Source organism: Qipengyuania flava (assembly GCF_011762005.1).
GTDB classification, from domain to species: Bacteria; Pseudomonadota; Alphaproteobacteria; order Sphingomonadales; family Sphingomonadaceae; genus Qipengyuania; species Qipengyuania flava.
Genome location: NZ_JAASQU010000003.1, coordinates 249,029 through 274,529 on the forward strand (window position 1 = coordinate 249,029; position 25,501 = coordinate 274,529).

Below are 25,501 nucleotides of genomic sequence, written 5' to 3' on the forward strand. Positions count from 1 at the left end.
GCGCTCCGGAATTGCAAACGGAGACCAGCATGAGCGCCGACCTCGAAAGCCGTATCACCGCCGCGTGGGAAGACCGCGCGAACGTCACGCCGCAAAACGCGGATGCGCGCGAGGCGGTCGAGGCGGCGCTGGGCATGCTCGACAGCGGTGAAGGCCGCGTCGCCGAGCCCGATGGCAAGGGTGGCTGGACGGTCAACCAGTGGCTCAAGAAGGCGGTGCTGCTCAGCTTCCGGCTCAACGACAACCGCGTGATGGATGGTGGCAGCGCAGGCCACCCTGCGTTCGACAAGGTTCCGAGCAAGTTCGCCGGGTGGGACGATGCCCGCTTTCGCGAAGCCGGTTTCCGTGTCGTACCCGGCGCCGTCGCGCGCGAAGGCGCCTATATCGCACCCGGCTGCGTGCTGATGCCCAGTTTCGTCAATATCGGTGCCTATGTCGGCAAGGGCACCATGGTCGACACCTGGGCCAGCATCGGCAGCTGCGCCCAGATCGGCGAGAACTGCCATATCTCGGCCGGCGCAGGGATCGGTGGCGTGCTCGAACCGATGCAGGCCAACCCGACGATCATCGGCGACAATTGCTTCATCGGCGCGCGCAGCGAAATCGTCGAAGGCGTGATCGTCGGCGAAGGCAGCGTGGTCGCGATGGGTGTCTTCATCACCCAGTCGACCAAGATCGTCTATCGCGACACGGGCGAAGTGATCCGCGGCCACATCCCGCCCTATTCGGTGGTCGTGCCCGGTACGATGCCCGGTAAGGACGGTGGCCCCGGCCTCGCCTGCGCAGTGATCGTCAAGACGGTGGACGCGCAGACGCGCGAGAAAACGGGCATCAACGAGCTGCTGCGCGACTGAGCGAAACCGGAACATTCGTCCCGACGAAGCGTAAATCTCCCTGCAACCCGCGTTCTCGCGGTCATTCAGGGAGTACAGTTCCGTGCATAAGCAAGGCGAAGAAGTCCACCTTACCGATACCGAGGCCAGCGGTGGCTCGAAGGAAGGCGTGGTCCGCTGGGTGCTGGCCGGCGGCCTGCTGCTCGCGATCATCCTGCTGTCGGTCACCTGGATCATCCCCGCGCTCAGCACGGGCGACGTCGAGGAAGAAGGCACCGTCAGCGGACAGATATCCTCCGAGGAGAGCGACGGCGACGATACCGACAGCATCGTGACCGATCTGGGCGACGACCAGGTGGCGACTCCCGGCGACCAGGTCACGACCGACGACGGGCTCGAAGTCGTCGAAAACTGATCGGACGCCGAGGAGAACACGCATGAGCAATCCGAACAGCTACCAGACCGACCAGTATGTCGAATGGGATTGGGGCAACGGCAAGGGCAAAGGCCAGATCAAGGAGCGTTTCGAACGTGAGGTCACCCGCACCCTGCAGGGCAGCGAAATCACCAAGGACGGTGGCGAGGACAACCCCGCTTACTTGATCAAGCAGGAAGACGGCGACGAAGTGCTCAAGCGCGGCTCCGAACTGCAGGCGCAGAACTGATGCCCGCGCAGTCGAAAGCCCAGCAGCGCGCCGCGGGCGCCGCTCTCTCTGCCAAGCGCGGCGAGACCAAGGTGGGCGAGCTACAGGGCGCCTCGAAACAGATGTACGATTCCATGAGCGAGGACGAGCTGGAGGATTACGCCTCGACCGATCTCGATGGCCTGCCCGAGCATGTCGACGACGACGATTGAACGGGGTCGCTTCGCCCATTTCCTGAGCGCGCAGGATGATGGCACTTTTGAACGCGCGCTCGGCGAAATCCGACGCGGTGCCAAGACCACGCACTGGATGTGGTTCATCTTCCCCCAGATCACCGGCCTCGGCAGCAGTGCCAATGCGCGCAAATTTGCGCTCGCCAACGCTGCGGAGGCCGCGCATTTCGCTGCACATGACGAATTGGGACCGCGGCTTTTCGAAGCGACCGAGGCCCTGCTCGACTGGGCGGGAACGCTATCGGCCGAGGATATTCTCGGCCCCGTCGACACGGTCAAGCTGCGCAGCTCGATGACCCTTTTCGAAGCGGCCTGCAGCGCAGAAGACGCGCAGGTTTTTGCCGACGTGCTCGACCGGTTCTTCGATGGCGAGCGCGATCCCCTCACGCTCGCCAAACTTTGATTTTCGCTGCCGCTCAGTCGCCCGCGTCGCGTGGCTCACCCGCCGGATATTCGATCGGCGCCATGTTGGTGACGCTGGCGGCATACACTTCGGCATCACGCATCACGCGCAGCATGTTGCGTGACGCGATCTTCTCCAGATCTTCCTGCGAATAGCCGCGCTTGGCCAGTTCCACGAACAGTGCTGGATAACCGGTGACGTCCTCCATTCCGATCGGTCCGGTGGGCATGCCGTCGTAATCGCCGCCGATACCGATATGGTCGATCCCCGCCACGTCGCGGATGTGGTCGATGTGGTCGGCGAGATCGGAAATAGTCGAGACCGGCGCGCGGTTCTCGGCATCCCATTTCGCAAGCCGCGCTTCGACCGTGTCGGGCAGCCCCGGGAAAAGCGCCTCCAGCCGCGCGCGTTCGGCTGTCCGCGACGCCGCATGCTGACGCAGGTCTTCCGTTATGAACCACGGCAGCGCCACCGCCATCACGATGCCGCCATTCTCGGGCATGCGCGCCAGCACGCTGTCGGGCACGTTGCGCAAGTGGCCGGTAACCGCCCGGGCTCCCGAATGGCTGAAGATGACCGGAGCCTGCGCGACATCGAGCGCATCCATCATCGCCGCTTCGCTGACGTGGCTGAGATCGACGAGCATCCCGATGCGGTTCATCTCGCGCACGACATCCTTGCCGAAGGTGTTGAGCCCGTCGTGCTGCGGTGCGTCGGTGGCGCTGTCGGCCCAGCTCAGCGTCTTGCCATGCGTCAGCGTCATGTAGCGCGCGCCCATGTCGTACATCTGGCGCAATACGGCGAGGCTCGACCCGATCGAATGGCCGCCTTCCATGCCCAGCAGCGAAGCGATGCGACCTGCCGCCATCGCTTCCTCAACATCGTCGGCGGTCAGCGCAAGCTGCAGGTCCTGCGGATAGCGCGCGATCAAACGCTTGGTGACGTCGATCTGCTCGACGGTGGCCTGCACCGCCTCCGCTTCGGGGAGGCTGGCGCTGACATAGACCGACCACCATTGTGCGCCGACCTTGCCCTGCCGCATACGGTTAAGGTCCGAATGCATCGCGTTGCGCGCATCGGTAGCGGTGTCGAGCGTATCACCGAAATCGAACTGGTTGATCACATTGCCGAGCCGCGAGCGCAGCTGGATCGGAACGTCATTGTGGCCATCCCACACCGGCGCCGCCTCGAGCGCCGCGGAAGCTGTGCGTTCGGCTTCGGTCTGCGCAGCGACGGGTGCGGAAACGGCCAGCACGGCAGCGGCGGTGGCGAACAGGAAATGACGCATGACAGGAACCCCTTGATGTCTCGCCCGCAGTCCTAGCAAAGAGGCACGGCAAGGAAAGGGGCCAATCCATGACGACAGACGCCCGCCGCTTCAGCGCGGCCACATTGCGCAGGTGAGTGCCGCAGTGGATAGCATTGCGCGGCTCGCGCCCGCATCCGCCGGCAGGAGGCCCGTGGCATGATCCGCAAAGTCTTGCGCTGGGTGCTCGCCGCATTCTACGCGCTGGCGGGCTATCTGCACCTCGCCCGTCCGGCCCCCTTCCTGACCATCATGCCGGATTGGGTACCCGCGCCCGAGCCGGTGGTGTTCTGGACCGGGATCGCCGAGATCCTCGGGGCGGTGGCGCTGGTCCAATGGAACAGTTTGCGCATTCGCCATGCCGGGGCGATCGGCCTGGCTGCCTATGCGGTCTGCGTGTTTCCGGCGAATATTCATCATTTCGCGCTCGATATGGCGCGCCCCGATGGCGGGCTTGGTCTCGAATATCATCTGCCGAGGATGGTCGCGCAGCCGCTGTTCGTCTGGCTGGCGTTGTGGACCGGCGGCGTCACGGACTGGCCGTGGCGCCGCCGGTCCTGATCGATCAGCTCATGTGCTTCGAGACGGCGCCCGTCATCTTGAACATGGAGATCTGTTCCTTGCCGATCACCGCGCCGAGCTTGTCGTCGGGGTTGATCATGCGCTTGTCCTTGGAATCCTGCAGGTCGTTAGCCTTGATGTGATCCCACACCTTCGAAGTGACCTGGGCGCGCGTCATCGGGCCCTTGCCGACCACGTTTTCCAGTTCCGGCGACAGGTTCACCGGCTTCTGCAGTGCGTTGTTCTTGCCAGCCATGACTAATCCTTTCCTTGGCTATGCTTCAATCTACGTCGTCGAGGTCGTCGACATCCAGTTCCTCGACCTCATGGCCTTCGAACCGGGCTGTCAGGACCGCGGCGGCGGTCACGTGTCCGTCCAGATTGCGGACGAGTTCTTCATGCGTTGCCCCCGGCATCAATGTCAGCGGGAGGTCGATCGCGAACAGTTGGAAGACGTAGCGGTGCTCTTCGCCCAGCGGCGGGTCGGGCAACAGCCATTCCGAATTGCCCTGCGCGTTCTTACCGGTGCGCGGCGGTGTTTCGCCTTCCATCAGCTTGCCCTTCTGCGGCGCAAGGCCCCAGACGGTCCAGTGGACGTGGCCCTTGTCGGCATCTTCCGCCACCAGCACCAGTTCCTGCGCGCCGGGAGGCGGAGCAGTCCATTCGAGCGGCGGCGCGACCGCATCTTCCTCGATCGCGGTAAAGGACGGATCGAGTTCCTTGCCATGGCTGAAGGCTGCGCTGGTCAGGCTGAAGCCGCTCCGCCCGAGCACACGCTCATCGGCGACCTTCTCCAGCGTAAGCGTGTGACCGACCGGACTTCCGCCGACCGCATTCTGAACCCAGGGCGCGACGCCGCTAGCCATGTAAACTCCTCTGCTTTCGCCCTCTCGGGCCTCCTAGGGGCACCCTTTAAGGCATAGCTGTCCGCAACAAACCATCCCGAAGCCCGATATTTGCACCGTTTTCGGGGGGAAACGGCGCCCGCGCGGGACCGGCGGCGCTATTGCCGGGCGCTGCTTTCGCCGTCATGGATGGCACGATGGTCGTCGCGGCACCATGCGCGACCGGATCAGGGAGATTGGATATGGGATTGGGTCGCACCGTTTTGACTGCCTTGCTGGCCACTTCGCTGACCGCATGCGGCGGTGGGGGCTCGAGCTCCGGCACGGGAGGCGGCGGAAGCGGCGCCGGTGGCGGAACCGGGGGTGGGAGTGCGGACACGTGCTCGCTCGCCAGCCGCCAGGACTGGGCCTTCGCCCAACTCGACGAGACCTATCTCTTCCCCACGCTGCTCGACCGGACGGTCAACCGCGCCAGCTATTCCTCGGTGCAAAGCTATATCGACGCGCTGGTCGCCCCGGCGCGCGCGCAGGACCGTGACCGGTTCTTCACCTATATCACCTCGATTGCCGAGGAGAATGCACTGATCAACAGCGGGTCGAACGCGGGGCTCGGCATCCGGCTCGCCTACGATCAGGCCGCGCGCCGGGTATTCGTGCTCGAGGCGTTCGAGAGTGCGCCTGCCTTCGCACAGGGTATCGATCGCGGCAGCGAGATCATCGCGATCGGGGGACAGACCGTCGATGCGCTGATGAGCAGCGGCGGTCCGCAGGCGGTGGTCGATGCACTCGGCCCGAACGACGCGGGAGTCACGCGCCAGTTGCGGATCCGCCAACCCAACGGCAGCGAAGTCACCGCCAGTGTGACCAAGGCGGAATATGCGCTCGACCCGATCTCCGATCGCTACGGCGCGCAGATCATCGACGACGGCGGGACGAAGGTCGGCTACGTCAATCTGCGCACCTTCATCATCGACGATGCCAAGCGCCAGCTGCGCGAGGCTTTTGCGGTGTTCCGCAGCGAAGGCGTGATACGGATCATCCTCGACTTCCGCTACAACGGCGGCGGCCTGCTGTCGGTCGCGGACGTACTCGGCGACTTGCTCGCCGAAGGCCGGGCGGGTCAGGTGTTCAGCAAGACCGTCTTCCGCGACTCCCTGAGCAGTTCCAACGAAACGCAAGTGTTCGGCACCGAAGCCAATGCGATCGCGACCACCCGGATCGCCGTGATCGGCACCGAAGCGACTGCCTCGGCCAGTGAGCTGGTGGCCAATGCGTTCATTCCCTATCTCGGCAGCAATATCGCGCTGATCGGCACCGATACCTTCGGCAAGCCGGTCGGCCAGATCGCACGCGACCGCTCCGCCTGCGACGACCGTCTACGCGTGGTCGCCTTCCGCGCGGTCAATGCGAACGACCAGGGCGATTATTATTCGGGGCTCGCCAGCGTGATGCCGCGCACATGCCGGGCCGATGACGACATCACACGCGCACTAGGCGATCCCGCAGAGGCGTCGGTCGCGACTGCGCTCGACTTCCTCGCCGGCCGCAGCTGCACCGCCATCGGCGCAGCGTCCAGCCCGGTCGCCGCGAGTGCTCCGGCAGCGCCCGCCAAGCGCGAGCTGCTCATGCCGACCGCTCCGAGCCCCGCCCAGATCGAGATCCCGGGCCTGCAATGACCGACCGCCAATACACCACCTTCGCCGAGTTCTGGCCCTTCTACCTGCGCGAGCACGCGCGTCCGGGCACCCGCGCGCTGCACTATATCGGCACCACGCTGGTTGTAGCGCTGGCAGTGGCTGCGCTGGTTACGGGCGAATGGCTGATGCTGGTCGCACTGCCGCTCGCGGGCTACTTCTTTGCCTGGGTCGCGCATTTCGCGCATGAGAAGAACCGCCCCGCGACATTTACCTATCCGCTGTGGAGCATGCGCGCGGATTTCCGCATGTGGTGGCTATGGCTTACTGGCCGACTTGGCCCCGAACTCGATGCGGCCGGGGTTGAGCGTGAACGCTAGGCCAGAGCAGCGGCGATCGTGGCGAGGCCCAATCCCGTTGACAGCGGCACACGCAGCGTCATCCACCAGCGCGGGGCGAGCGCACCCAGCTTGGCATCGACACCAAGGGTGACCAGCAGCGCGCCACCCAGCATGACCAGCGAAGGTTCGGGCCACGCCCAATCCAGCGCCCATGGCAAGAAGCAGGCCAGCGCGACGAGGCTGGGCAGCACGGCGGCGATCCACAGCCAGCCGAGCGTCTTGCGCCGCTGCGCCGCAGGTGCGGCGGCGGCGATGCCCCACCACATTCCGCCAAGGAAGGACAGGATCAGTGCGGCATAGGCGAAGGCAATCGCCAAGGCTGCTTCGCGCCACTCGACGGGACCTGCGTAAAGCACTGCGACACAGGCGAACTGTGGCAGCAACCCGGCAAGGCCAAGCCAGCGTGGCAACGCGGGAACCGACTGCATCTCAGGGCATCTCCGCCCCGCTGAAGGGTTGGCTATCGGTCCAGGCGCAACCCTGCCGCTGCTCCGAGCCCAGTAGCAGGGTCGCGGTGTAGGGATAGCTGCGATCGCTCATCCCGTCCGAACATTCGCCCGGGGTGATCGTCAGGTCGAAACCCGCCCCGTCGATCGCACCGCTGATGCCGAGGCCATTGTTGCCCGCGAACCGCTCGACCGCGAATTCGCGTCCCTCGGGCTGTTCGGGTGTCGCATAGGTCGCCATGCCGCCGCCCGCACTGCCGCTCCAGAAGGGTTCGGTGCCCGCGAAATGGACCGTCTCGCCCTCGGCGATCGCCGTGAAGGTCCCTTCGCCCGGTGCGCCGGTTGCGGCATCAGTGTTGCCGCTGCCACAGGCCGCCAGCAGCGCCATGCCGATCAGTGCTAAGGAGGAGCGGAGAAGCGTCATTCGGATATCCTGTGCTGGCGGATGAAATCCACGGTCTCGCTGCGCGCCCGCTGCGCCTCAGGGAGCGGAAGCAGCATCCAGACGTGGAACATGTCCTGGTACTCGCGATAGATATGTGCGGGCATACCGGGACGGTCCAGCTTTTCCGCAAGCCGGCTTCCGTCGACCAGCAGAATGTCCGATGTGCCTGAGAATATTGCCATGGGGGGCAGGTCTTCAAGAGGACCGAACAACGGGCTGACGCGCGGGTCGTCCACCGGCAGATCGCCGCGGTACATCTCGCCGCAGGCCTCGAGACCGGCCACCGCCAGCATTCGGTCACGCCGTTCGATCGCGCGCTGCCCTTCCGCTGTCGCGGTCGCGTCGAGCCACGGCGAATAGAGCACGAGGCTGCCCGGCAGCGGCGCGCCTTCGGCTTTCAACATCTGCGCCAGCGCGAGGCTCATGCCTCCGCCCGCGCTGTCGCCCATAACCGTGATGTTCGCCGCACCATGCAATGTCGCGAGATCGAGGTAGAGCGCACGCATCTGCGCGAGCGTGTCGGCCGCCTTGTGTTCGGGAGCGAGTGGATAGAGCGGCACGCTGGCCGATGCGCGAAGGCGCTCGCACAAATCGGCCACCGCGTCCCAATGGACTGCGGCGATATCCATCACATAGCCACCGCCATGCAGATACAGCAGGTGCGGCGCGCCCGGTAGATGGCCACCGGGCGGTTCGATCGTCACCAGTGCAAAGCCGCGATCCGCGTTTTCGCGGATGGTGAATTGGCGATGCCATTTCGCCCGCGGCCGGATCGGTTTCTGGCGCCGCAGCTTGGTGATGCGTTCGGGCATCTTTTCCGGTTCGCCGAAAAAGCGTTTGATCCCGAGCAGCGGGAGGGCGAGATTGACGAGCCGCGCGCGCAGGCTGGTCATGCCATCCTCCCGATTACGTCAGCGGCGAATGCTGTGGCTGCTTGCATGGCGGTTCCCTCTCTCCCTTGCGGGCGAGGCTAGCGCGCGCATCGTCCGATGCAAGCGTCGCCATGTTCCGCTCGCCGCTCGCTGCCACGGCAAAGGGCGGCCCCCACCCGGGGGACCGCCCTTCGCACTTTGGTTTGCCGAATGCGCTTACTGCGGCATCAGCACCGTATCGATGACGTGGATCACGCCGTTCGAAGCTTCGACATCGGTTGCGGTCACCGTGGCGGTGCCACCCGCGGCGTCGGTCAGCACGACATTCCCGTCGACCACGGTTGCGGTCAGCGTGCCGCCATTGACGGTGTTGATCGTGTAGCCGGCTTCGCCCGCATCCTCGATCGCCTGGGTCAGCGTGGCGGCATCCACATTGCCTTCGACCACGTGGTACGTGAGGATGTTGCCGAGCGTTTCGGTGTCGTTCGTGGTCAGCTCGGTCAGCGTGGCTTCGGGGATCTTGGCGAAGGCGTCATTGGTGGGCGCGAAAACGGTGAACGGACCTTCGCCCGACAGCGTCGCACCGAGATCGGCGGCGGTTACTGCGCTCACCAGCGTCGAGAAGCTTTCATCGCCCTGCGCGACTTCGACCAGCGTGCCCGGTGCCGCATCGGCATTGGCCATCTGGTCGGCGGCGACGGTGGTGTCGTCATAGGCATCGGTTTCGGCGGGCTCTTCGGCGCAGGCGGCAATGGCCAGCGAGGCGGCGGAGGCGAGCGCGATGGTCAGCTTGTTCATGGTAACTTCCCTTTTCGATTGGATAATCCGGCACTTTCGCAGCCGGACCATCCGGCTGGTGCATCAAGGTACGAACCGACACGCGCTGCGGATGTGCCCCATTTTCGCCCAATTGTGCCAAGCCGAGGCACTTGTGCGACAGGTCGAGCTCCCAACCGGCGGGGCACTTCGTTCCCTTTGCCCTTCCGATCACACTGTCCGCTTTTCATCGCTTCACTCGATCACAGGCTAGCTTTATCTTCAATTTCATGAAACGCGACCTGTCCAAGACCATCAGCTTCCTCGTCCTCCACCTGCTGGTGGGGTTCACGGTCGCCTATCTGTTCACCGGTTCGTGGGTGATTGCGGGCGGGATTGCGCTGGTCGAGCCGCTGGTGAATGCGGTGGTGTTCTTCTTCCACGAACGCGCGTGGGAGCGCGGCAGGCAACCTGCCGCGCTCGACGTACTGCTGCACCGCCACAGCACCGAGGAGCGATCGCTCCCCGGCTGAGCCGCCGCGCCGCCCAGCGCGGCGCTTACATCACCTTGTCGGGGCGCGGATCGTGGCCGTGGCGCGCTTCCTTGCCAAAATGCCGTTCGAGCCGCTGCGCGAGCGTGCCCGCGGCCTTGCGCGCCGCGTCGTCGACCTTGGAGGCATGTTCGGTCACCCCGATCGCCCGGCCGCCGCGCGGGCGCGCCTCGATCGTGCAGGCCTTGTCGTCCGCCCCGCCCTTCGCACCGTTCTCGTCGCGCACGTGGATCTCGACCCGCGTCAGCCGCTCTTCGAAGCGGGCAAGCTTTTCGCGCACCGCGGCCTCGATCCTCTCGGCGACGTTCTCGGTACCCATCACGCTGCTGTCGGAGTTGAACTGGACCTGCATTGGCTTGCTCCTCTTTTCTGTGTTTCTCTCCTTCCGAGATGGGGTGCCGTGCGCGCTTGTCCAGCACATTGCGGCGCGATTTTCGCGCCTCCGGTCGCGCCCGCCCAGCTCTGCCCGACCGTCCGCATTCCCAGCGCGATTGCTCTTCGCACCCGCTTCTGGTAAACCGGTGTCAAAGCCCGCATCCGGGCGTTTCGGGGGAATGGACGATGTCGATCGAACACACTGTGCGCCACGGCGCTGCCGCATTTGCGCTCGCGCTGGTACTGGCCGGCTGCAGCGAGGCCGAAAGCGATACCGCGGCCGGGGCCGATAGCGCGATCCTCGAGGATGGCCCCGAGGCGGTGATTACCGAACTTGGCGCTGACGAAATCCCCGAAGGCGCACGCGCCGCCGCGCTCGAGGCGGTGCCGGGGATGAGCTTCGCCGGGGCCGAGCGCAAGGAGCGCGACGGCATGGTGTTCTACGACGTCGAGGGCACCCGCGCCGATGGCAGCGAGGTCGAGCTCGACATGCTGGTCGAGGACGGCGCCTTCCGCGTGGTCGAGATCCAGCGCGATCTCGCCTGGGCCGATGTCCCCGCGCCTGCGCGCGCTGCCGCCGAAGCCGCGCCCGACATGTTCGCCCCCGTCCGCGTGATCGAGAGCGTGCAGGAAGACGGCGCGGTTATCTACGAACTGTTCCGCGAAGGCCAGCCGGGCGAACCCGCCGCCGAGGTCAAGCTGGTGGACGGCAAGGCGGAAATGCTCACCGAGCGCTGGGCCTACTGACGCCCCGCCACCGCGATCGGGCTGGCTCGCGCGCGCCGGTATGGCTAGGCACGCGCCATGCCCGATCCCGCACCCGCACCCGCTCCAGTTCCAGTTCCGGCCCCCACCCCCGTCACGATCCTGGTCGATGCCGACGCCTGCCCGGTGAAGGAAGAGATCTACCGCGTTGCCGAACGGTTCGGCGCCGAGGTGCGCGTGGTCAGCAACAGCCCCTTCCGCGTGCCGGTGAGCGCGCGGGTCAAGCGCGTGGTCGTCTCCGACGGGACCGGCGGGCCCAAGTTCGACGCGGCGGACGACTGGATCGCCGAGCAAGCGGACGCGCGCAGCGTGGTAATCACCGCCGACATACTGCTCGCCGAGCGCTGCCTGAAAGCGGGTGCGCGCGTGCTCAAGCACGACGGGCGCGAATTCGACGCTGCCAGCATCGGCAGCGCGGTGGCCACCCGTGCGATCATGGAGGATCTGCGCGCGGGAATGGACGGCGTGGGAGGCGGCCCCCCGCCCTTCAGCAAAGCCGACAGGTCTAACTTCCTGCAGGCGCTCGACCGGGTGTTGGTGCAGCTGCGCCGCTAGCGCACGGTGGCTGCTCGCACGGGCGCCGCCGCAAAGCGGGGCGCTAGGCCTTCTTCGCCTTGTGCGCGGCAATCGCCTCGTCGATCGCGACGATCCGCTGCCGCTCGAGCGTGCCCTTGGCCAGTCCCTTGAGACGGCAGGTCGCCCACAGCTGGCGGCGTTCGGATTCGAGGTTCTTGAGATAGAGATCGGCCATGCCCGCGCATATGGGCGTGTTGGGCACCGGTAGCTAGGGGGCGTGAGGCCAAGTGTACCGACCCCGGAATTGCGGAATGGCTGCAGGCGCTGGCCCGAGTGCCGGTGAAGCGCGCACGCGGCTAGGCGGCGTGTAGGACGATTGCAGGATTTGCCCCCTGCCAGTCCCATCACATGGACCGCATGGACCACGGTCCATCGCGAAAAAAGTCCGGGCCTGCGCGCGGAGGCGTGGCGGAGCGGTTTCGCGAGAGGACGGAGCGCGGGCATGGCCTGCAGCAAGACAGGTTTGCGCGGAGTAGGAAAGGTCTCAGGCGAGGTGCCGGCGGAACCAGTCGGCCAGTTCTTCCTCGCTCAGCTCTCCTTCGGCGAGAGCCAGCACCACGTCGATAGCCATTCTCGGCGTAAACGAGAGTGTCTGCCCGTTCAGCATCAGGAACAGGCGCGCGAACACCCATGCGGTGCGCTTGTTGCCATCGGCAAAGGGATGGTTGCGCGCGATGCCATAGGCATAGGCAGCGGCGAGCGCGCACAGATCGTCTTCACCGTAAGTCCACTGGTTGAGCGGCCTTGCCAGCGCGCTCTCGAGCATACCCTGGTCGCGCACCCCGGTCGGCCCGCCATGTTCGGCAAGCTGCCGGTCATGAACCGCGAGCGCAATGTCGAGCGAGAGCCATTCGGGTTCGGTGCGGGCCATCTAAGCCCCCTCTTCTTCAGAGGAGGGGGTTTGGGGGTGGTGGCTGCCCAGCACGATGCTGTCGCATCGCAACCACCCCTCGATCCCCTCCTTTGAAAAGGAGGGGAAGCCTGTGGCCATCACTTGGCCAGTTCGCGCAAGATATCGCGATCCTCGCGCATGATCGCCTCGGCCGCTTCCATCTTGGCGGCAAAATCCGGATCGACCGCCGACAGCCGCACCCCGTCGGGCGCCTCGGACAGATAGAGCTGGTCCCCCGGCCCGACCCGCAGCCGCGCCAGCACCTCCTTGGGCAGGACGATCCCGGCCGAGTTGCCGATTTTAGTGATCTTGAGCGGCTTGTTCATACGGGTGTTATAACGCGGAAGACGGCGCGCGACAAGCACCGCCGCACGCGATGCGGTGAAGAAGGACGCCCGTCCTCAAGTAGCGGAGCGATAGGACAGCAAAGGCGCAAGGCGGGTATCAGCTATCGCGAGATCGTCACCGGCCACACCACACCAAGCGAACTCAGGGCGTTGGTCGAGAATCTGGGTCCGACGGGCTAGACTTCCAACTCGAGAGGATATTCGTCAAAAGTTTGACCGTGCAGTTCTCGACCTGCCGCTTTCTTGTTTCGACCACCCCATTGTTTAAAGAAAAACGCCACATCATCGCGACGGCAAATTTCGAGAAGTCGTTCGACCCAAGCCTCTTCCATAGGCCGTGCGCGAGGACCCGATTCCCCGCCTACGATAGCCCAGTGAATCCCTTTGAGATTGATGTCTTTAATTTCACCGATCAGCGGCTCGAATGAAATGAACAAAGTCGCTTTTTTGATGGCTGCTAGGTGTCTTACACGATCTGCGACTTCATTGCTCTCGACGGACGTTCCAATCCAAATGTGCGTTTCGGCTTGGATCAATCCTGACGCGAACAATTCGGCCATCCGGCCAGGTCGCTTAGTCAAAATCTGGAAATGATGCTGTGGACATTCTATCATCGTTTCCCAAACACGCCGAATGAAGGCGTCAGGAACGTCGGGATGGAACAAATCCGACATCGAGTTCACGAAAATTCGTTTGGGTTTGCGCCACTCCAATGGAGCAGACAGACTGCTCTCGTCGGTGTTTACTCGGCCAGTCCACACATAGCGGCCACCGCTTTTTCGGGTCGTGCCTGCATACTTATGATGACCCATCGCTTGAAGGCGAGCCGCCATCCTCATCGCGTAACAGTTGGTGCACCCACTTGACGCAAGCGAGCACCCGGCGACCGGATTCCATGTGACATCAGTCCACTCAATATCGGAGGTCCCAGCCATCAGACGAGAACCGCTTTTGCCAACTTGGCGGCCAACTTCGCCTTTTCACGAGGATTAGCCCAAGCGAACATCAGAGAGAACTCCTGTATTCCATTGCGCCCAAGTGGCAGCGTCTCGTCAAGTATGCGACCTCCGAAAGCCGCACCTATTCGTTCTTTAGCGACCGCCTCAAACCAAGCAACGTCGACAGCTCTTTTCGGCTTCAGTTGCGGCTGATCAAAGAGTCCACCCAACTCCTCTTCCTCCACTACCGCGACGTCTCGCCAAGTAGAAGTGCCGAGAGCCGAGTCTACGCGGGGGCCACCATCAGGGTTGATTTCTCCCGACCCTGAGACTTGTCGGTACATGGCAAAAACCGGGACAAGATACCAAACATCAACTGCTTGGGTACTCGCCAAAATTTGAAGGGTTTCGTAATCAATCTGAAGCCCAAACGGATCTAGGAATACGACGGCTCTTGTTTTCGTCCAGTCATACTTGGAGCAGATGCTTCGCAGCATTTCATTCGCATCCAGACGGCTGAAACCGATTCGATCGATCAGGTAAGGATATTGATCCTTAACGGTTTTCTTTAAAGCGTCGACGTTCGCCTTTTTCGAGTCATTGAAAAGGTACTTAGCGAAGGGTGGATTCACACCAAGCGCGCGGACAGCCGAGCCGACGATTAATTCATCCGTATCGGCAACAGGACTTACTAAGCCCTCAAATTCGGTCTGCCGAAACGCCTCTTCTTCTTTAAATGCTGACTTCGGCACGGATGAACCAGATCCAGCGCACGCATCGATATAGATCAGATCAAAAGGCTGAAATTTGAGTGCCGTGGCATATGTCTGCAAGTAACGTTGCACGACATCCAACTTCTGAACCGTGTGAGTATCACCGAAAGCCTGCGCTGACATACCTGAACTCCCTCCAGAGAACATAATAAGAACTCTAGTGGGAATATGGGATGATGCAAGCTCTCACCCCTCCGGCAGATACAATTTCGTGCCCTTCTCGCGGTGAACCTCGCTCATCTACTCCATGCCCTTCTCCGCTTCCTCAACCTCTTGCGGAGAGGTCCCGCGCTTGATGTTTTCGCTCGTGAGATCGCTGTCCGAGTTATGCTTCAAGGCGAATTCCCGCACTTCTTGCGCGGCCATCACCGCGCAGAAGCAGCCGCCCGAAATTTCGCGTTACTCCTCGCCCGCGGCCGGATTCCGCACGGTTAGCCGGATCTCGACCAGCGCGGTCGGCTCGTACAGCTCGGTGACGCCCACCGCGGTCCAGGCGGGAAAGGGGGCCTTAATGTAGCGGTTCTTGACCGGCACCAGCGCGTCGAGCTGCGGGCCCATCGGCCCCTGGTGGAAGGTATCGAACACCAGCACGTCGTCCCATGTCGCGCCCAGCCGTTCGAGCGTGCGGGTCAGATGATCGAACACGCGGGTAAAGGCGGGCTCCATCCCCTCCTCGCCTTCCAGCGGGCCCGCGACCACGCCCGAAAGGTAGATGGTGTCGCCATGGATGACCGCTTCGGAATAGCCGACCTCCTCCTGGAAGGCGCGCGCGCCCGCATCCTCGGGCATCAGCACCTGCTTGGGCGGCGCCTCGCGCGCACCCGCGCCGGTCGCCGCCAGCGCTGCCAGTGTGAGCCCCGCGGCGATGTTCAATCCGGTCCGCATCGTAATTCCCCCCTTTCCGATAAAGAAAGGGAGACTGCGTTAGCGCGCGCGATCTAGCAAGCCCGGAGGCGGACAGGCCCGGTCAGTCGGCCTCCCCCTCGGGCAGATACAACCGCTCGCCCTTCTCGCGGTAAACCTCGCTCATCTTTTCCATCCCCTCACGCGCTTCCTCGGCCTCTGCGGCTGAGGTCTCGCGCTTGATGTTCTCGCTCGCCAGGTAGCTGTCCGAGTTCTGCTTCGCGGCGAAGTCGCGCACTTCCTGCGTGATCTTCATCGAGCAGAACTTGGGGCCGCACATCGAGCAGAAATGCGCGGTCTTGGCGCCTTCGGCGGGGAGCGTCTGGTCGTGATATTGCTCGGCGGTTTCGGGGTCGAGCGACAGGTTGAACTGGTCGCGCCAGCGGAATTCGAAGCGCGCCTTTGATAGCGCGTCGTCGCGGACCTTGGCGGCCGGGTGGCCCTTCGCAAGGTCGGCGGCGTGCGCGGCGAGCTTGTAGGTCACCACGCCCACCTTCACATCGTCGCGGTCGGGCAGGCCGAGGTGTTCCTTGGGCGTGACGTAGCAGAGCATGGCGGTGCCGTACCAGCCGATCTGCGCCGCGCCGATGCCGCTGGTGATGTGATCGTATCCCGGCGCGATATCGGTGACGAGCGGCCCGAGCGTGTAGAACGGCGCTTCGCCGCAGGCCTCGAGCTGCTTGTCCATGTTCTCCTTGATCTTGTGCATCGGCACGTGGCCGGGGCCTTCGATCATCACCTGCACGTCCTGCTCCCAGGCGCGCTTGGTGAGCTCGCCCAGCGTGTAGAGCTCGGCGAATTGCGCTTCGTCGTTCGCGTCGGCGATACTGCCGGGGCGCAGGCCGTCGCCGAGGCTGTAGGCGATGTCATAGGCCTTCATGATCTCGGTGATCTCGTCGAAGCGCTCGTAGAGGAAGCTCTCCTTGTGATGCGCGAGGCACCATTTCGCCATGATCGAGCCGCCGCGGCTGACGATGCCGGTGACGCGCTTGGCGGTCATCGGGACATAGGGCAGCCGCACGCCGGCGTGGATGGTGAAATAGTCGACACCCTGTTCGGCCTGTTCGATCAGCGTGTCGCGGAAGATTTCCCAGGTCAGGTCCTCGGCAATGCCGCCGACCTTTTCCAGCGCCTGGTAGATCGGCACGGTGCCGATGGGGACGGGGCTGTTGCGGATGATCCATTCGCGTGTGTCGTGGATGTTGCGGCCCGTGGAGAGGTCCATCACCGTGTCCGCGCCCCAGCGGATCGACCAGACCATCTTGTCGACCTCGCTCGCCACGTCGCTGGCCACGGCGGAGTTGCCGATATTGGCGTTGATCTTGACGAGGAAGTTGCGCCCGATCGCCATCGGTTCGGTTTCGGGGTGGTTGATGTTGTTGGGAATGATCGCGCGGCCGCGGGCGATCTCGTCACGCACGAATTCGGGGGTGACATATTCGGGGATCGCCGCGCCCCACGAATTGCCGTCGAGTTCGCGGCGCACCTGTTCGCGGCCGAGGTTCTCGCGCTCGGCGACATATTCCATCTCGGGCGTGATGATGCCCTGCCTCGCGTAGTGCATCTGGCTGACGTTCATGCCGGCACGCGCGCGCAGCACCTTCTTCGCGACATTGGGAAAGCCGGGGACGCCGCCCGACCGGTCGGGGCCGAGCTGGCCGTTATCCTCGGGCTTTACCTCGCGCGCGGTGTATTCCTCGACATCGCCGCGCGCCATGATCCATTCGCGGCGTTTCTGTTCGAGGCCGGCGCGGATGTCGATCGTGGCATCGGGATCGGTGTAGGGGCCGGAGGTGTCGTAGACGCGCACGCTGGGTTCGCCGCCCTCGAGATCGATCTCGCGCATGGCGACGCGCACGCCGCTGCCGCTCTTGGCGCCGACATGGACCTTGCGGCTGCCGCGGATCGGGCCGGTGGTGACGCCGATGTCGAATTTGCTGTTGATGTCGGCCATGCGAAGTCTCTCCTCGAAGGCGGAGCGCGGACTTCGGGCACGGCAATGGCAGCCCGGTCCACTCCCTCCGCCGATGCTAATCGGTTCAGGTTCGACGGGTCGTGGGGTGCGATGCCCACCTCTCAGCCACTGCCCTTGCGGACTCGCTGGCTCCCCGGGGATGGCGGCGTTGTAGGCGCTCGCGCCGCGCCTGTCGAGCGGTGCCTTGAGGGTGCGCGGGACCGTACGCGCGGACGCCGGGCGGCGCGGTTTGCCCTCGCGCGCGGCGGCGCTATAGCGGCGCCAGTAATTTCCACGAGAGGACTTCACCGCATGACATTTCGCGCGCCGCTGACCGCCGCCGCCCTGCTCGCCACCGCCTCGCTCGCCGCGCAGGCACAGGCCCGCCCGATGACGCCCGAAGACGTCGCCAAGCTCGAAGCCGTGGGCGCCATTGCCGTCTCGCCCGACGGCAGCCGCATCGCCTACACCACCGCCAGCCTGCCCGACGTGACCGAGGGCGAGGAGAACGGGACCACGCAGCAGCAGCTCAAGCTTGCCTATGGCCCGAACAATGCGCGTGACTTCCTGCCCGACGACATCAGCGTGTCGGGCGTGACCTTCTCGCCCGATGGCCGGATGGTCACCTTCACCTGGGCCGACGGGGACGAGAAGACCGCGGTCTGGGGCATCCCCGTCGATGGCGGCGCGCAGCGCAAGCTGGCCGCGGTCGAGGGCGCGGCGGTGCGCTCCTACGCCTGGTCGCCCGACGGCAGCACGATCTGGATGCTGGCCGGCGCCGAGGAAGACAAGGCCCGCACGAAGCAGGCCAAGGCCGGGTTCAATTCGGTCGTCTACGAGGAAGAGGCCAAGCTGACGCGGCTGTTCTCCGCGCGTGTCGGCACCGAGGTCGATGCCGAGCCCAAGACAGTCGCGATCCCCGGCTATGTCAGCGCCTTCCGCGTCGCGCCCGACGGCCGCCACGCGGTCGTCGACAGCGCGCCCACGCCGCAGATCGACGATGCCTATACCTCCAAGCGCGCGCATGTGATCGACCTCACGAACGGCAAGGTGCTGCGCGTGGTCGAAACGCCGGGCAAGCTGGGCGATATCGAGATCTCGCCCGACGGCACGCAGCTGTCGATGATCGCGGGCGTCGACATGAACGACCCGGCGGACACCACGCTGCATCTGGTCGACGTGGCGAGCGGCAGCTACCGTGCGCTCAATGCGGGTGCGCTCGAAGCGGCGGTCGATGCCGAATGGCTTGCCGACGGACGGCTTGCCGCGGTGATCCACAAGGGCGCACAGAGCGCGCTGCGGATCTACAATGCCGACGGTTCGGTCGCGGAAGAACATGACGGCGGCGCGCTGATCCTCACTGGCGTCGAAGCGGGCGGCGGTACGCTGGCGGTCGAGGCCAACAGCCCGCAGCACCCGGGCGAACTGTTCGTCTGGAAAGACGGCGCCTTCCACCGCTGGACACAGCACAATGCCTGGCTGTCCGAAATCGACTTCGGCAAGCAGCGCGCCTTCACCTATACCGCGCGCGACGGGCAGGAAGTCGAGGGCGTGCTGATCGAGCCGGTCGGCGGCGCACCGCGCGGTGGCGCCCCGCTGATCCTCAACGTACACGGCGGGCCGGAAGCGCATGACAGCAATGGCTGGCAGACCGCCTATTCCAAGCCCGGCCAGGTCGCCGCGGGCCAGGGCTATGCGGTGTTCCTGCCCAACTATCGCGGTTCGACCGGCTATGGCACCGCGTTTTCCAAGCAGCACACGGGCAATTACACCGATCCCGAGTTCACCGACCTGGTCGACGCCAAGCACGCGCTGGTCGCCGAAGGGATCGCCGATGCCGACCGCACCGGCGTCACCGGCGGCTCCTACGGCGGCTATGCGACCGCATGGTCATCGACCCGCTGGAGCGAGGAATTCGCGGCGGGCGTGATGTTCGTCGGCATTTCGAACCAGGTCAGCAAATTCGGCACGGGCGACATCCCTTACGAGATGTACAATGTGCACAGCGGCAAATGGCCGTGGGACGACTGGATGGCGATGCTCGAAGTCTCGCCGATCTTCCATGTCGACAAGGCCAGCACCCCGCTGCTGATCATGCATGGCGAGGAAGACACGCGTGTCGACCCGGGCCAGAGCCTCGAGCTGTATCGTGCGATGAAGATCCGCAAGCCCGATGTCCCGGTGCGTCTGGTGTTCTATCCCGGCGAAGGGCACGGCAACCGCAAGGCTGCCGCGCGCTACGATTACAATTTGCGCATGATGCGCTGGTTCGACACCTATCTGAAGACGGGTGACCGCGATGCGCCGCTGCCGGCCGAGCGTCCGGAACTGCCCGCCGGGACGACGGGAACCTCCAGCGAGGACTGATCCCCGGGACGCAGAAAAGGGGCCGCGCGACAGTCGATCGCGCGGCCCCTTTTTCATGCGTTGGGAACAGTGGTTAGCCGTCGCCTGCCGCGATCCAGGCGTCGATCTTGGCTTCGAGCACGGTGAGCGGGATATTGCCGCTGTCGAGCACCTGTTCGTGGAAGTGGCGGATATCGAAATCCTCGCCCAGCGCCGCTTCGGCGCGCGCGCGCAGTTCCTTGATCTTCAATTCGCCGATCTTGTAGCCCAGCGCCTGCCCCGGCATCGCGATGTATCGGGCAATTTCATTCTCCGAATAATCGCGCGGATTGCCGTTCTCGACCATGTATTCGACCGCCTGCTCGCGGGTCCAGCCGAGCGCATGCATGCCGGTATCGACCACCAGCCGCACCGCGCGCTTCAGTTCTCCGTCTTCCAGCGCCTGCAGCCGGTCGACCGGGTCGTCATACAGGCCGAGCTCGTAACCGAGGCTTTCGGCATAGAGCGCCCAGCCCTCGCCATAGGCGGTGAACCAGCCGTGGCGCAGCAAATCGGGCAGGCTTTCGTCCTCGACCGCGAACATGACCTGGAAGTGATGGCCCGGATTGCCTTCGTGCATGTACAGCCGGATCGAAGTGCTCAGTTCGCGTTCAGCCGCGTTCCACCCGCTGAAATAGAAGGTGCCCGGGCGCGATCCGTCCGCCTTGCCCGGCTGGTAGGACGCGGCGAGGAAGAACTGCTCGCGATAGGGCTCGTAAGGTTCGATCCGCAGCTCGGTTTCGGGCTGGCGCAGAAACAGCGGGCCGATCTTCGCATCAACCTTGCGCCCGACCTCGTACCAGGCCTGCTGCAGCCCTTCCTTGGTCTTGTAGACCGGCGGACGGCGGTCGCCGCGCTCGGCAATCGCCTGCCGCCGCGCCTCATTGATGCGCTCGACTTCCGACAGGCCCAGCCGATGCACCTCCTCCGCGGTCAGCGGCAGCGTGGTCATTTCCGCGATGCGATAGGCGTAATAGGCGTCGCCGCCCGGGGTTTCGGTGGCCCCGATGGTGGAGCGCGCCTGCGGCAGATAGATGTCCGCCAGATAGGCGCGCAGACGCCGGATCGCGGGATTAAGCGTGCCCTCGACCGCCGAAACCAGCGCCGCGCGCGCCTGTCCTTTTTCGGCTTCGGTGAAGCTGTCGGGCAATTCACGCAGCGGCGCGTAATAGGGATTGCTGTCCTCCGGCGCGGCAAGCTGCGTGTCGAGCTGCTCGATCATCAGTTCGACGGTGAGCTTCGGCAGGGTGATGCCCTGCTCGAGCCCGGTATCGAAGCGCGCGATCACGTCTTCCACCATCTGCGCATAGGCTGCGTGCCGGGCGACATTGTTCGCATAGTCTTCTGGCGTTGCGAAAGGCATCACGCCGCCGGGCGCGGAGAGCCCCGGATAGGATCCCTGGATACCCTGGAAATGGTCGAGCGGCAGCGCGAGCACGGTCTTGAGCACTTCGGGTTCGGTCTTGGCGAGCGTGCGTTCCTGCGAATAGCGAAAGGTGTCGTAAGCGATCTTCTCGCTCGCGGAGAGCGCCGCGCGGTCGATCGTCGCCAGCGCGGCAATATCGCACATCGCCGCCGCGCGCTCGACCTCATAGGCCGCGGGAGAGAAATCGCCGAGGCTGCCCGCATTGGAAAAGTCGCCGCGATAGAACGCCGCGCGCGGGTTGCGGTCGAGGAAAGCAGCGTCGCTTTCGGCCATCAGCGTGCGCAGACGCTGGCTGTCGCTGTGCGCGGTTTCGATCCGATCGCAGGCCTGCGCTGCCGGGGCCGCCACCGCGGCGCCAGCGATTGCCAGCGCCGAGGCGAGTTGCAGGAAGGTGTGCTTCATGATCATGCGCTTACTGCCCCCCGCCCGCGATCCAGGCGTCGATCTTGGCTTCGAGCACCGGCAGCGGGATGTCGCCCGTGTCGAGCACCTGTTCGTGGAAGGCGCGGACATCGAATGCATCGCCCAGCGCGGCCTCGGCGCGCGCGCGCAACTGTTTGATCTTCAATTCGCCCGTCTTGTAGGCCAGCGCCTGCGCGGGCATCACGATATAGCGTGCGCTTTCCGCCTCGGCGAAATCGCGCGCCGCGCCATTGGCGACCATATATTCGATCGCCTTCTCGCGGCTCCAGCCCAGCGCATGCATGCCGGTATCGACCACCAGCCGCACCGCGCGCAGCATTTCGCCGCCTTCGAGCGCCTTCAGCCGTTCGACCGGGTCGTCATAGAGGCCGAGCTCGTAACCGAGGCTCTCGGCATAGAGGCCCCAGCCTTCGCTGAAGGCAGTAAAGCCGCCGTAGCGCATGAACTCGGGCAGGTCCTCGTTCTCGATCGCGAACATCGACTGGAAGTGATGCCCCGGATTGCCTTCGTGCATGTAGAGCGAAACCGAAGTGCCGAGCTGCCGTTCGGCGACATTGTAGCCGCTGAAATAGAAGGTGCCCGGCCGCGTGCCGTCGGCCTTGCCCGCCGAATAGCTGGCGGCGAGGCTGAACTTCTCGCGATAAGGTTCGTAGGGTTCGATCCGCAGTTCGGTCTTGGGCTGGCGCAGGAACACCCGGTCCATCAGCGGATCGACCTGTTCGGCCACTTCGTACCATGCCGCCTGCAGATCGGCCTTGCTGGTATAGGTTTCGCCCGTGCGGCCATCGGCCTCGGCTTCGGCGGCGTCGATCGCCGCATTGATCCGCGCGACTTCGGCCAGCCCGGTCTCGTGGATCTGCTGCGCGGTCAGCGGCAGCGTGGTGTTTTCCTCGATCCGGTAGGAATAATAGGCATCGCCCCCGGGATTGTCGGTCGCCGCGATGCTGGTGCGCGACTGTTCGAGATACTCGCTGGCGAGAAAATCGCGCAGCTTCTGCAGTGCGGGCATCAACGTGCCCGTAAGCACAGCGCGGTGTTCGCCCAGCAGGCGTTCGCGTTCGGTCGCGGTAAAGCCGTCGGGGAAATTGGCAACGGGTGCCCAATAGGGACTTTTCTCGACCGCGGTGCCCGTCTGCAGGTCGAGCTGTTCGATCATCAGTTCGACCGACATGCGCGGCAGCGTGATCCCCTGCGCCGCCCCGGTACGGAATCGCTCGATCGCCTGGTCGACGATCTGCGCGAATTCGCGATGCCGCGCGAAATTGTTGCGATAGTCCTCGACCGTGTCGAACGGCATCAGCGCGCCGGGGGCCGACAGCCGCGGATAGAAAACATGCAGCCCGCGGAAATGGTCGATCGGCAGCGCGAGTACGGTGGGCAGCACGTCGGGCGCGGTCTGTGCCAGCGTGCGCTGCTGCGTGTATTCGAACACGTCGTAGGCAATGCGATCGGTCTCGCCCAGGCTCTCGCGGTCGATCGTCGCGAGCTCGGCAAGGTATTCTTCGGCCGCGGCGCGGTCGGCGGCGTAGCTGGCGGACGAATAGTCGCCGATCCGGTCGGCATCGCTGAAATCGCCGCGGAAGAAGGCCGCTACCGGATTGCGGTCGAGCATTTCGGCCTCGCTCCGTTCGAACAGCGCATGCAGCCGGTGCGAAGCCTGTTCGGCGGCCGATACTTGCGCGTCGTGCCTCGAATGGTCCTGCGCGCCCGCAGCGGGTGCGGCGGCAAGCGCGGTGGCCATGGCCAGCGCCGAGGCGAGCCGGGTGAAAGTGACAGTCATGCGTGATCCTCTCCTCGATTCCTTGGCACGAGGCTAGCGGGCTGCCGGAGCGCAGCAAAGCCCTATCGACAAAGCGTTTCCCGGCGTACCGCCAAAGGGGTCAGGCGAAATCGAGCCCGCTGAAGGTCCCCGCTTTGCGCCATTGGTCGATATGTCCGAAATAGCCGAGCGGACCCGCGGGATGGCCAAGCGCGAAGCGTTCCTGCTCGCCGTAGCCCTGCCCCTCATTGTTGTAATAGCCCGGCGTGCATTCGGTGCTGCCAAGCCGCGCGGCGGGGCCGGTGAGCAGGAAGTCGAGCCATTGCTGCTCGGCCTCTTCGCTGGGTTCGACCGTCGCGTAGCCCTTTTCTTCGGCATGGCACACGACGCAGGCAACGGTTTCGGCGTGATCGACCAGATTGTGCGGGTAATTGGCGATGAACGCCGCCGCCTGGTTCTGCTGGACGAAGAACATGTTGGGGAAGCCGTTGACATGCAGCCCGTGGAAGCTGCGCATCCCGTCCGCCCAGTATTCGGACAGCTTCCGGCCGCCGCGCCCGGTGACATCGTAGCCCGCGCGCTCGGTGAAGCCGGTGCCGACCTCGAAACCCGAGGCATAGACGATGCAATCGACCTCGTACTCCTTGCCGTTGGCGACGACTCCGCGGGAGGTGATCCGCTCGACACCCTTGCCATCGGTATCGACCAGATGCGTGCTGGGCCGGGTGAAGGCCTGCAGATATTCGTCATGGAAGCAGGGTCGCTTGCACAATTGGCGATACCACGCCTTGAGCTTTTCGCCCGCCTCGCCGCCGACGATTTGCTCGGCGCGTGCGCGGATCTCGCTCATCTTCTGGTTATCGGCATCCTCGAAGGCGGTCATGATGCCTTCGGGGGTGCGCTGTTCGGGCGGCATGTCGATCACCTGCGCACGGATGCGCTTGCCGAGATCGGTCCAGCCATCGTCGACCAGATCTTCTGCCGGGAAGCCAACGCCGAGATTGGCGACGAAATTTTCCTGCCACGTCTTCTGCCAGCCGGGACCGGTGACGCTGTCGAACCAGTCGCGCTCCAGCGGGCGGTTGTTGCGCTCGTCGACCGAGGACGGCGTGCGCTGGAAAACGTAGAGTTCCTGTGCATCGCGCGCGACATTGGGCACCACCTGCACCGCGGTCGCGCCGGTGCCGATCACCGCCACGCGCTTGTCCGCCAGCCCGGTCATCGGTTCGCCTTCGGGCGTGCCGCCGGTATAGCCATAGTCCCACCGACTGGTGTGGAAGCTCTTGCCTTCGAACAGCTCGATCCCGGGCAGGCCGGGCAGCTTGGCGACATGCAACGGGCCGGTGCCCATGCCGACATATTTGGCGGTGAACGCGTCCCCGCGATCGGTGCGCACGATCCACAGCTGGCGCGCCTCGTCCCATGCGAGATCGGTCACCTGCGTGTGGAACAGCGCATTGTCATAGAGATCGTATTGCCGGCCGATGCGGCTGCAATGGTCGCGGATTTCGGGGGCATGCGCGTATTTCTCACTCGGCATGTGCCCGGTTTCCTCGAGCAGCGGCATGTAGATCATGCTCGCGGTGTCGCATTGCGCGCCGGGATAGCGGTTCCAGTACCAGGTGCCGCCGAAATCGCCGCCTTTCTCGACCACGCGATAGTCTGTGATCCCGGCTTCTTTCAACCGCGCCCCCACCACCAGCCCGGCGAAGCCGCCCCCGATAAAGGCGAAGGTAACGTGATAGGTGACCGGCTCGCGTTCTTGCCGCGGAGTGTAGGGATCGGCGGCGAGATCGGAGAACCCGCTTTCGAGCCGGACATATTGCGCCGCACCGTCCGCGCGCAGGCGCTTGTCGCGTTCCTCGGCATATTTGCGCCGCAGCGCCTCCGTATCGATCGCCGCAGCGGTCCCTGCCTTAGCCATGTCCCTCTCCCCGTCGCGCCAGTCTCGATTCGCAACCTTTCCATCATGTCGCGCGACCGGTGCCGCTGCAAGGGCATCGCCCGGTGGGCAAGTGCGCGCGGGATATTGCCTCGCCCTCGCGACCGGCTAGT

General features: G+C 64.7%; 30 protein-coding genes. 12 read left to right on the forward strand and 18 right to left on the reverse strand.

Annotated features, from left to right (window positions below; genetic code table 11):
• The first annotated feature begins 29 nt into the window (after positions 1 to 29).
• The 5 genes from dapD to FHS69_RS11720 all read left to right on the forward strand — a co-directional run bounded on the left by dapD (position 30) and on the right by FHS69_RS11720 (position 2,113).
• Positions 30 to 854, forward strand: coding sequence for a 2,3,4,5-tetrahydropyridine-2,6-dicarboxylate N-succinyltransferase (gene dapD, locus FHS69_RS11700; protein ID WP_166777829.1), 825 nt, complete (start codon positions 30 to 32; stop codon positions 852 to 854).
• An 82-nt stretch (positions 855 to 936) separates the two neighbouring features.
• A complete protein-coding gene (locus FHS69_RS11705; protein WP_067463702.1) occupies positions 937 to 1,248 on the forward strand; it encodes a hypothetical protein in 312 nt (103 codons plus the stop codon).
• Between the two features lie 22 nt (positions 1,249 to 1,270).
• Complete coding sequence (locus tag FHS69_RS11710; protein ID WP_166777830.1) at positions 1,271 to 1,498, forward strand: hypervirulence associated TUDOR domain-containing protein; 228 nt, start codon at positions 1,271 to 1,273, stop codon at positions 1,496 to 1,498.
• Complete coding sequence (locus tag FHS69_RS11715; protein ID WP_067463695.1) at positions 1,498 to 1,689, forward strand: DUF3008 family protein; 192 nt, start codon at positions 1,498 to 1,500, stop codon at positions 1,687 to 1,689. The genes FHS69_RS11710 and FHS69_RS11715 overlap by 1 nt, the downstream gene beginning before the upstream one ends.
• The gene (locus tag FHS69_RS11720; RefSeq protein ID WP_166777831.1) at positions 1,670 to 2,113 is read left to right on the forward strand and encodes a DUF1810 domain-containing protein; all 444 of its coding nucleotides are present in this window, start codon (positions 1,670 to 1,672) and stop codon (positions 2,111 to 2,113) included. Before FHS69_RS11715 ends, FHS69_RS11720 begins: the two co-directional genes overlap by 20 nt.
• Before the next feature lie 13 nt (positions 2,114 to 2,126).
• Here FHS69_RS11720 and FHS69_RS11725 read toward each other — a convergent pair whose 3' ends face one another.
• Complete coding sequence (locus FHS69_RS11725) at positions 2,127 to 3,401, reverse strand: dipeptidase (RefSeq protein WP_166777832.1); 1,275 nt, start codon at positions 3,399 to 3,401, stop codon at positions 2,127 to 2,129.
• Positions 3,402 to 3,578: 177 nt separating this feature from the next.
• Between FHS69_RS11725 and FHS69_RS11730 the strand changes: the two genes are divergently transcribed.
• Positions 3,579 to 3,980 (forward strand): DoxX family protein, encoded by a 402-nt coding sequence (locus FHS69_RS11730; RefSeq protein WP_166777833.1) that lies wholly within the window; start codon positions 3,579 to 3,581, stop codon positions 3,978 to 3,980.
• Positions 3,981 to 3,984: 4 nt separating this feature from the next.
• Here FHS69_RS11730 and FHS69_RS11735 read toward each other — a convergent pair whose 3' ends face one another.
• The gene (locus FHS69_RS11735; RefSeq protein WP_067463687.1) at positions 3,985 to 4,236 is read right to left on the reverse strand and encodes an SWIB/MDM2 domain-containing protein; all 252 of its coding nucleotides are present in this window, start codon (positions 4,234 to 4,236) and stop codon (positions 3,985 to 3,987) included.
• A gap of 25 nt (positions 4,237 to 4,261) precedes the next feature.
• Positions 4,262 to 4,846, reverse strand: a complete 585-nt coding sequence (locus tag FHS69_RS11740) for a YbhB/YbcL family Raf kinase inhibitor-like protein (protein ID WP_166777834.1) — start codon at positions 4,844 to 4,846, stop codon at positions 4,262 to 4,264.
• 221 nt (positions 4,847 to 5,067) lie between these two features.
• On the opposite strand from FHS69_RS11740, the gene FHS69_RS11745 reads away from it, so the two are divergent.
• Both FHS69_RS11745 and FHS69_RS11750 read left to right on the forward strand, forming a co-directional pair.
• Positions 5,068 to 6,501: a S41 family peptidase gene (locus tag FHS69_RS11745; RefSeq protein WP_166777835.1), complete on the forward strand. Its 1,434-nt coding sequence runs from the start codon at positions 5,068 to 5,070 to the stop codon at positions 6,499 to 6,501.
• A complete protein-coding gene (locus FHS69_RS11750; RefSeq protein WP_166777836.1) occupies positions 6,498 to 6,839 on the forward strand; it encodes an Mpo1-like protein in 342 nt (113 codons plus the stop codon). Before FHS69_RS11745 ends, FHS69_RS11750 begins: the two co-directional genes overlap by 4 nt.
• Here FHS69_RS11750 and FHS69_RS11755 read toward each other — a convergent pair.
• The 4 genes from FHS69_RS11755 to FHS69_RS11770 form a co-directional block, all read right to left on the reverse strand.
• On the reverse strand, positions 6,836 to 7,288 hold the full coding sequence (locus tag FHS69_RS11755) for a DUF3429 domain-containing protein (RefSeq protein ID WP_166777837.1): 453 nt from the start codon (positions 7,286 to 7,288) through the stop codon (positions 6,836 to 6,838). The two genes, FHS69_RS11750 and FHS69_RS11755, sit on opposite strands and share 4 nt — an antisense overlap.
• Position 7,289: 1 nt before the next feature.
• Complete coding sequence (locus tag FHS69_RS11760; RefSeq protein ID WP_166777838.1) at positions 7,290 to 7,730, reverse strand: COG3650 family protein; 441 nt, start codon at positions 7,728 to 7,730, stop codon at positions 7,290 to 7,292.
• Entirely contained in the window at positions 7,727 to 8,644 is a 918-nt protein-coding gene (locus FHS69_RS11765; protein ID WP_166777839.1) for an alpha/beta hydrolase, read from the reverse strand. Before FHS69_RS11765 ends, FHS69_RS11760 begins: the two co-directional genes overlap by 4 nt.
• Before the next feature lie 195 nt (positions 8,645 to 8,839).
• On the reverse strand, positions 8,840 to 9,421 hold the full coding sequence (locus FHS69_RS11770; RefSeq protein WP_067500302.1) for a fasciclin domain-containing protein: 582 nt from the start codon (positions 9,419 to 9,421) through the stop codon (positions 8,840 to 8,842).
• Positions 9,422 to 9,669: 248 nt separating this feature from the next.
• Between FHS69_RS11770 and FHS69_RS11775 the strand changes: the two genes are divergently transcribed.
• Positions 9,670 to 9,912, forward strand: coding sequence for a DUF2061 domain-containing protein (locus tag FHS69_RS11775; RefSeq protein WP_166777840.1), 243 nt, complete (start codon positions 9,670 to 9,672; stop codon positions 9,910 to 9,912).
• A gap of 25 nt (positions 9,913 to 9,937) precedes the next feature.
• Here the strand turns inward: FHS69_RS11775 and FHS69_RS11780 are convergent, their stop codons facing one another.
• A complete protein-coding gene (locus tag FHS69_RS11780) occupies positions 9,938 to 10,282 on the reverse strand; it encodes an HPF/RaiA family ribosome-associated protein (RefSeq protein WP_166777841.1) in 345 nt (114 codons plus the stop codon).
• 209 nt (positions 10,283 to 10,491) lie between these two features.
• Between FHS69_RS11780 and FHS69_RS11785 the strand changes: the two genes are divergently transcribed.
• Complete coding sequence (locus FHS69_RS11785; protein ID WP_166777842.1) at positions 10,492 to 11,052, forward strand: hypothetical protein; 561 nt, start codon at positions 10,492 to 10,494, stop codon at positions 11,050 to 11,052.
• A gap of 57 nt (positions 11,053 to 11,109) precedes the next feature.
• Positions 11,110 to 11,625 (forward strand): YaiI/YqxD family protein, encoded by a 516-nt coding sequence (locus tag FHS69_RS11790; protein ID WP_166777843.1) that lies wholly within the window; start codon positions 11,110 to 11,112, stop codon positions 11,623 to 11,625.
• Positions 11,626 to 11,668: 43 nt separating this feature from the next.
• Here the strand turns inward: FHS69_RS11790 and FHS69_RS11795 are convergent, their stop codons facing one another.
• From FHS69_RS11795 to thiC, 7 genes are all read right to left on the reverse strand, one after another.
• The gene (locus FHS69_RS11795; RefSeq protein ID WP_166777844.1) at positions 11,669 to 11,821 is read right to left on the reverse strand and encodes a hypothetical protein; all 153 of its coding nucleotides are present in this window, start codon (positions 11,819 to 11,821) and stop codon (positions 11,669 to 11,671) included.
• Between the two features lie 309 nt (positions 11,822 to 12,130).
• Positions 12,131 to 12,517: a type II toxin-antitoxin system death-on-curing family toxin gene (locus tag FHS69_RS11800; protein ID WP_166777845.1), complete on the reverse strand. Its 387-nt coding sequence runs from the start codon at positions 12,515 to 12,517 to the stop codon at positions 12,131 to 12,133.
• A 119-nt stretch (positions 12,518 to 12,636) separates the two neighbouring features.
• Positions 12,637 to 12,864: an AbrB/MazE/SpoVT family DNA-binding domain-containing protein gene (locus FHS69_RS11805; protein ID WP_063506674.1), complete on the reverse strand. Its 228-nt coding sequence runs from the start codon at positions 12,862 to 12,864 to the stop codon at positions 12,637 to 12,639.
• Positions 12,865 to 13,061: 197 nt separating this feature from the next.
• On the reverse strand, positions 13,062 to 13,820 hold the full coding sequence (locus FHS69_RS11810) for a DUF5131 family protein (protein ID WP_166777846.1): 759 nt from the start codon (positions 13,818 to 13,820) through the stop codon (positions 13,062 to 13,064).
• The gene (gene tcmP, locus FHS69_RS11815; RefSeq protein WP_166777847.1) at positions 13,820 to 14,719 is read right to left on the reverse strand and encodes a three-Cys-motif partner protein TcmP; all 900 of its coding nucleotides are present in this window, start codon (positions 14,717 to 14,719) and stop codon (positions 13,820 to 13,822) included. Before tcmP ends, FHS69_RS11810 begins: the two co-directional genes overlap by 1 nt.
• Positions 14,720 to 14,995: 276 nt before the next feature.
• Positions 14,996 to 15,481 carry a Rid family hydrolase gene (locus FHS69_RS11820; RefSeq protein ID WP_166777848.1) on the reverse strand — a complete coding sequence of 162 codons (486 nt, stop codon included), beginning with the start codon at positions 15,479 to 15,481 and terminating at the stop codon, positions 14,996 to 14,998.
• Positions 15,482 to 15,563: 82 nt separating this feature from the next.
• Positions 15,564 to 17,453, reverse strand: a complete 1,890-nt coding sequence (thiC, locus tag FHS69_RS11825; protein ID WP_166777849.1) for a phosphomethylpyrimidine synthase ThiC — start codon at positions 17,451 to 17,453, stop codon at positions 15,564 to 15,566.
• Positions 17,454 to 17,765: 312 nt separating this feature from the next.
• Here thiC and FHS69_RS11830 point away from each other — a divergent pair, with 312 nt between their 5' ends.
• Positions 17,766 to 19,820, forward strand: a complete 2,055-nt coding sequence (locus tag FHS69_RS11830; protein ID WP_166777850.1) for a S9 family peptidase — start codon at positions 17,766 to 17,768, stop codon at positions 19,818 to 19,820.
• A gap of 73 nt (positions 19,821 to 19,893) precedes the next feature.
• Here FHS69_RS11830 and FHS69_RS11835 read toward each other — a convergent pair whose 3' ends face one another.
• The 3 genes from FHS69_RS11835 to FHS69_RS11845 all read right to left on the reverse strand — a co-directional run bounded on the left by FHS69_RS11835 (position 19,894) and on the right by FHS69_RS11845 (position 25,370).
• Positions 19,894 to 21,672 carry a DUF885 domain-containing protein gene (locus FHS69_RS11835; protein ID WP_166777851.1) on the reverse strand — a complete coding sequence of 593 codons (1,779 nt, stop codon included), beginning with the start codon at positions 21,670 to 21,672 and terminating at the stop codon, positions 19,894 to 19,896.
• A gap of 4 nt (positions 21,673 to 21,676) precedes the next feature.
• Complete coding sequence (locus FHS69_RS11840; RefSeq protein ID WP_166777852.1) at positions 21,677 to 23,467, reverse strand: DUF885 domain-containing protein; 1,791 nt, start codon at positions 23,465 to 23,467, stop codon at positions 21,677 to 21,679.
• 100 nt (positions 23,468 to 23,567) lie between these two features.
• Positions 23,568 to 25,370 carry a flavin-containing monooxygenase gene (locus FHS69_RS11845; RefSeq protein ID WP_166777853.1) on the reverse strand — a complete coding sequence of 601 codons (1,803 nt, stop codon included), beginning with the start codon at positions 25,368 to 25,370 and terminating at the stop codon, positions 23,568 to 23,570.
• Positions 25,371 to 25,501 lie beyond the last annotated feature (131 nt).

Excerpts from the sequence above, each read along its gene's own strand:
- FHS69_RS11790 (WP_166777843.1), top strand. The coding sequence starts at position 11,110 with ATGCCCGATCCCGCACCCGCACCCGCTCCAGTTCCAGTTCCGGCCCCC.
- FHS69_RS11770 (WP_067500302.1), bottom strand. The coding sequence starts at position 9,421 with ATGAACAAGCTGACCATCGCGCTCGCCTCCGCCGCCTCGCTGGCCATT.
- FHS69_RS11725 (WP_166777832.1), bottom strand. The coding sequence starts at position 3,401 with ATGCGTCATTTCCTGTTCGCCACCGCCGCTGCCGTGCTGGCCGTTTCC.
- FHS69_RS11740 (WP_166777834.1), bottom strand. The coding sequence starts at position 4,846 with ATGGCTAGCGGCGTCGCGCCCTGGGTTCAGAATGCGGTCGGCGGAAGT.
- dapD (WP_166777829.1), top strand. The coding sequence starts at position 30 with ATGAGCGCCGACCTCGAAAGCCGTATCACCGCCGCGTGGGAAGACCGC.
- thiC (WP_166777849.1), bottom strand. The coding sequence starts at position 17,453 with ATGGCCGACATCAACAGCAAATTCGACATCGGCGTCACCACCGGCCCG.
- FHS69_RS11780 (WP_166777841.1), bottom strand. The coding sequence starts at position 10,282 with ATGCAGGTCCAGTTCAACTCCGACAGCAGCGTGATGGGTACCGAGAAC.
- tcmP (WP_166777847.1), bottom strand. The coding sequence starts at position 14,719 with ATGTCAGCGCAGGCTTTCGGTGATACTCACACGGTTCAGAAGTTGGAT.
- FHS69_RS11710 (WP_166777830.1), top strand. The coding sequence starts at position 1,271 with ATGAGCAATCCGAACAGCTACCAGACCGACCAGTATGTCGAATGGGAT.
- FHS69_RS11840 (WP_166777852.1), bottom strand. The coding sequence starts at position 23,467 with ATGACTGTCACTTTCACCCGGCTCGCCTCGGCGCTGGCCATGGCCACC.
- FHS69_RS11720 (WP_166777831.1), top strand. The coding sequence starts at position 1,670 with ATGTCGACGACGACGATTGAACGGGGTCGCTTCGCCCATTTCCTGAGC.
- FHS69_RS11845 (WP_166777853.1), bottom strand. The coding sequence starts at position 25,370 with ATGGCTAAGGCAGGGACCGCTGCGGCGATCGATACGGAGGCGCTGCGG.
- FHS69_RS11820 (WP_166777848.1), bottom strand. The coding sequence starts at position 15,481 with ATGCGGACCGGATTGAACATCGCCGCGGGGCTCACACTGGCAGCGCTG.
- FHS69_RS11795 (WP_166777844.1), bottom strand. The coding sequence starts at position 11,821 with ATGGCCGATCTCTATCTCAAGAACCTCGAATCCGAACGCCGCCAGCTG.
- FHS69_RS11760 (WP_166777838.1), bottom strand. The coding sequence starts at position 7,730 with ATGACGCTTCTCCGCTCCTCCTTAGCACTGATCGGCATGGCGCTGCTG.
- FHS69_RS11745 (WP_166777835.1), top strand. The coding sequence starts at position 5,068 with ATGGGATTGGGTCGCACCGTTTTGACTGCCTTGCTGGCCACTTCGCTG.
- FHS69_RS11785 (WP_166777842.1), top strand. The coding sequence starts at position 10,492 with ATGTCGATCGAACACACTGTGCGCCACGGCGCTGCCGCATTTGCGCTC.
- FHS69_RS11805 (WP_063506674.1), bottom strand. The coding sequence starts at position 12,864 with ATGAACAAGCCGCTCAAGATCACTAAAATCGGCAACTCGGCCGGGATC.
- FHS69_RS11830 (WP_166777850.1), top strand. The coding sequence starts at position 17,766 with ATGACATTTCGCGCGCCGCTGACCGCCGCCGCCCTGCTCGCCACCGCC.
- FHS69_RS11800 (WP_166777845.1), bottom strand. The coding sequence starts at position 12,517 with ATGGCCCGCACCGAACCCGAATGGCTCTCGCTCGACATTGCGCTCGCG.
- FHS69_RS11730 (WP_166777833.1), top strand. The coding sequence starts at position 3,579 with ATGATCCGCAAAGTCTTGCGCTGGGTGCTCGCCGCATTCTACGCGCTG.
- FHS69_RS11810 (WP_166777846.1), bottom strand. The coding sequence starts at position 13,820 with ATGGCTGGGACCTCCGATATTGAGTGGACTGATGTCACATGGAATCCG.
- FHS69_RS11765 (WP_166777839.1), bottom strand. The coding sequence starts at position 8,644 with ATGACCAGCCTGCGCGCGCGGCTCGTCAATCTCGCCCTCCCGCTGCTC.
- FHS69_RS11735 (WP_067463687.1), bottom strand. The coding sequence starts at position 4,236 with ATGGCTGGCAAGAACAACGCACTGCAGAAGCCGGTGAACCTGTCGCCG.
- FHS69_RS11715 (WP_067463695.1), top strand. The coding sequence starts at position 1,498 with ATGCCCGCGCAGTCGAAAGCCCAGCAGCGCGCCGCGGGCGCCGCTCTC.
- FHS69_RS11755 (WP_166777837.1), bottom strand. The coding sequence starts at position 7,288 with ATGCAGTCGGTTCCCGCGTTGCCACGCTGGCTTGGCCTTGCCGGGTTG.
- FHS69_RS11775 (WP_166777840.1), top strand. The coding sequence starts at position 9,670 with ATGAAACGCGACCTGTCCAAGACCATCAGCTTCCTCGTCCTCCACCTG.
- FHS69_RS11835 (WP_166777851.1), bottom strand. The coding sequence starts at position 21,672 with ATGATCATGAAGCACACCTTCCTGCAACTCGCCTCGGCGCTGGCAATC.
- FHS69_RS11750 (WP_166777836.1), top strand. The coding sequence starts at position 6,498 with ATGACCGACCGCCAATACACCACCTTCGCCGAGTTCTGGCCCTTCTAC.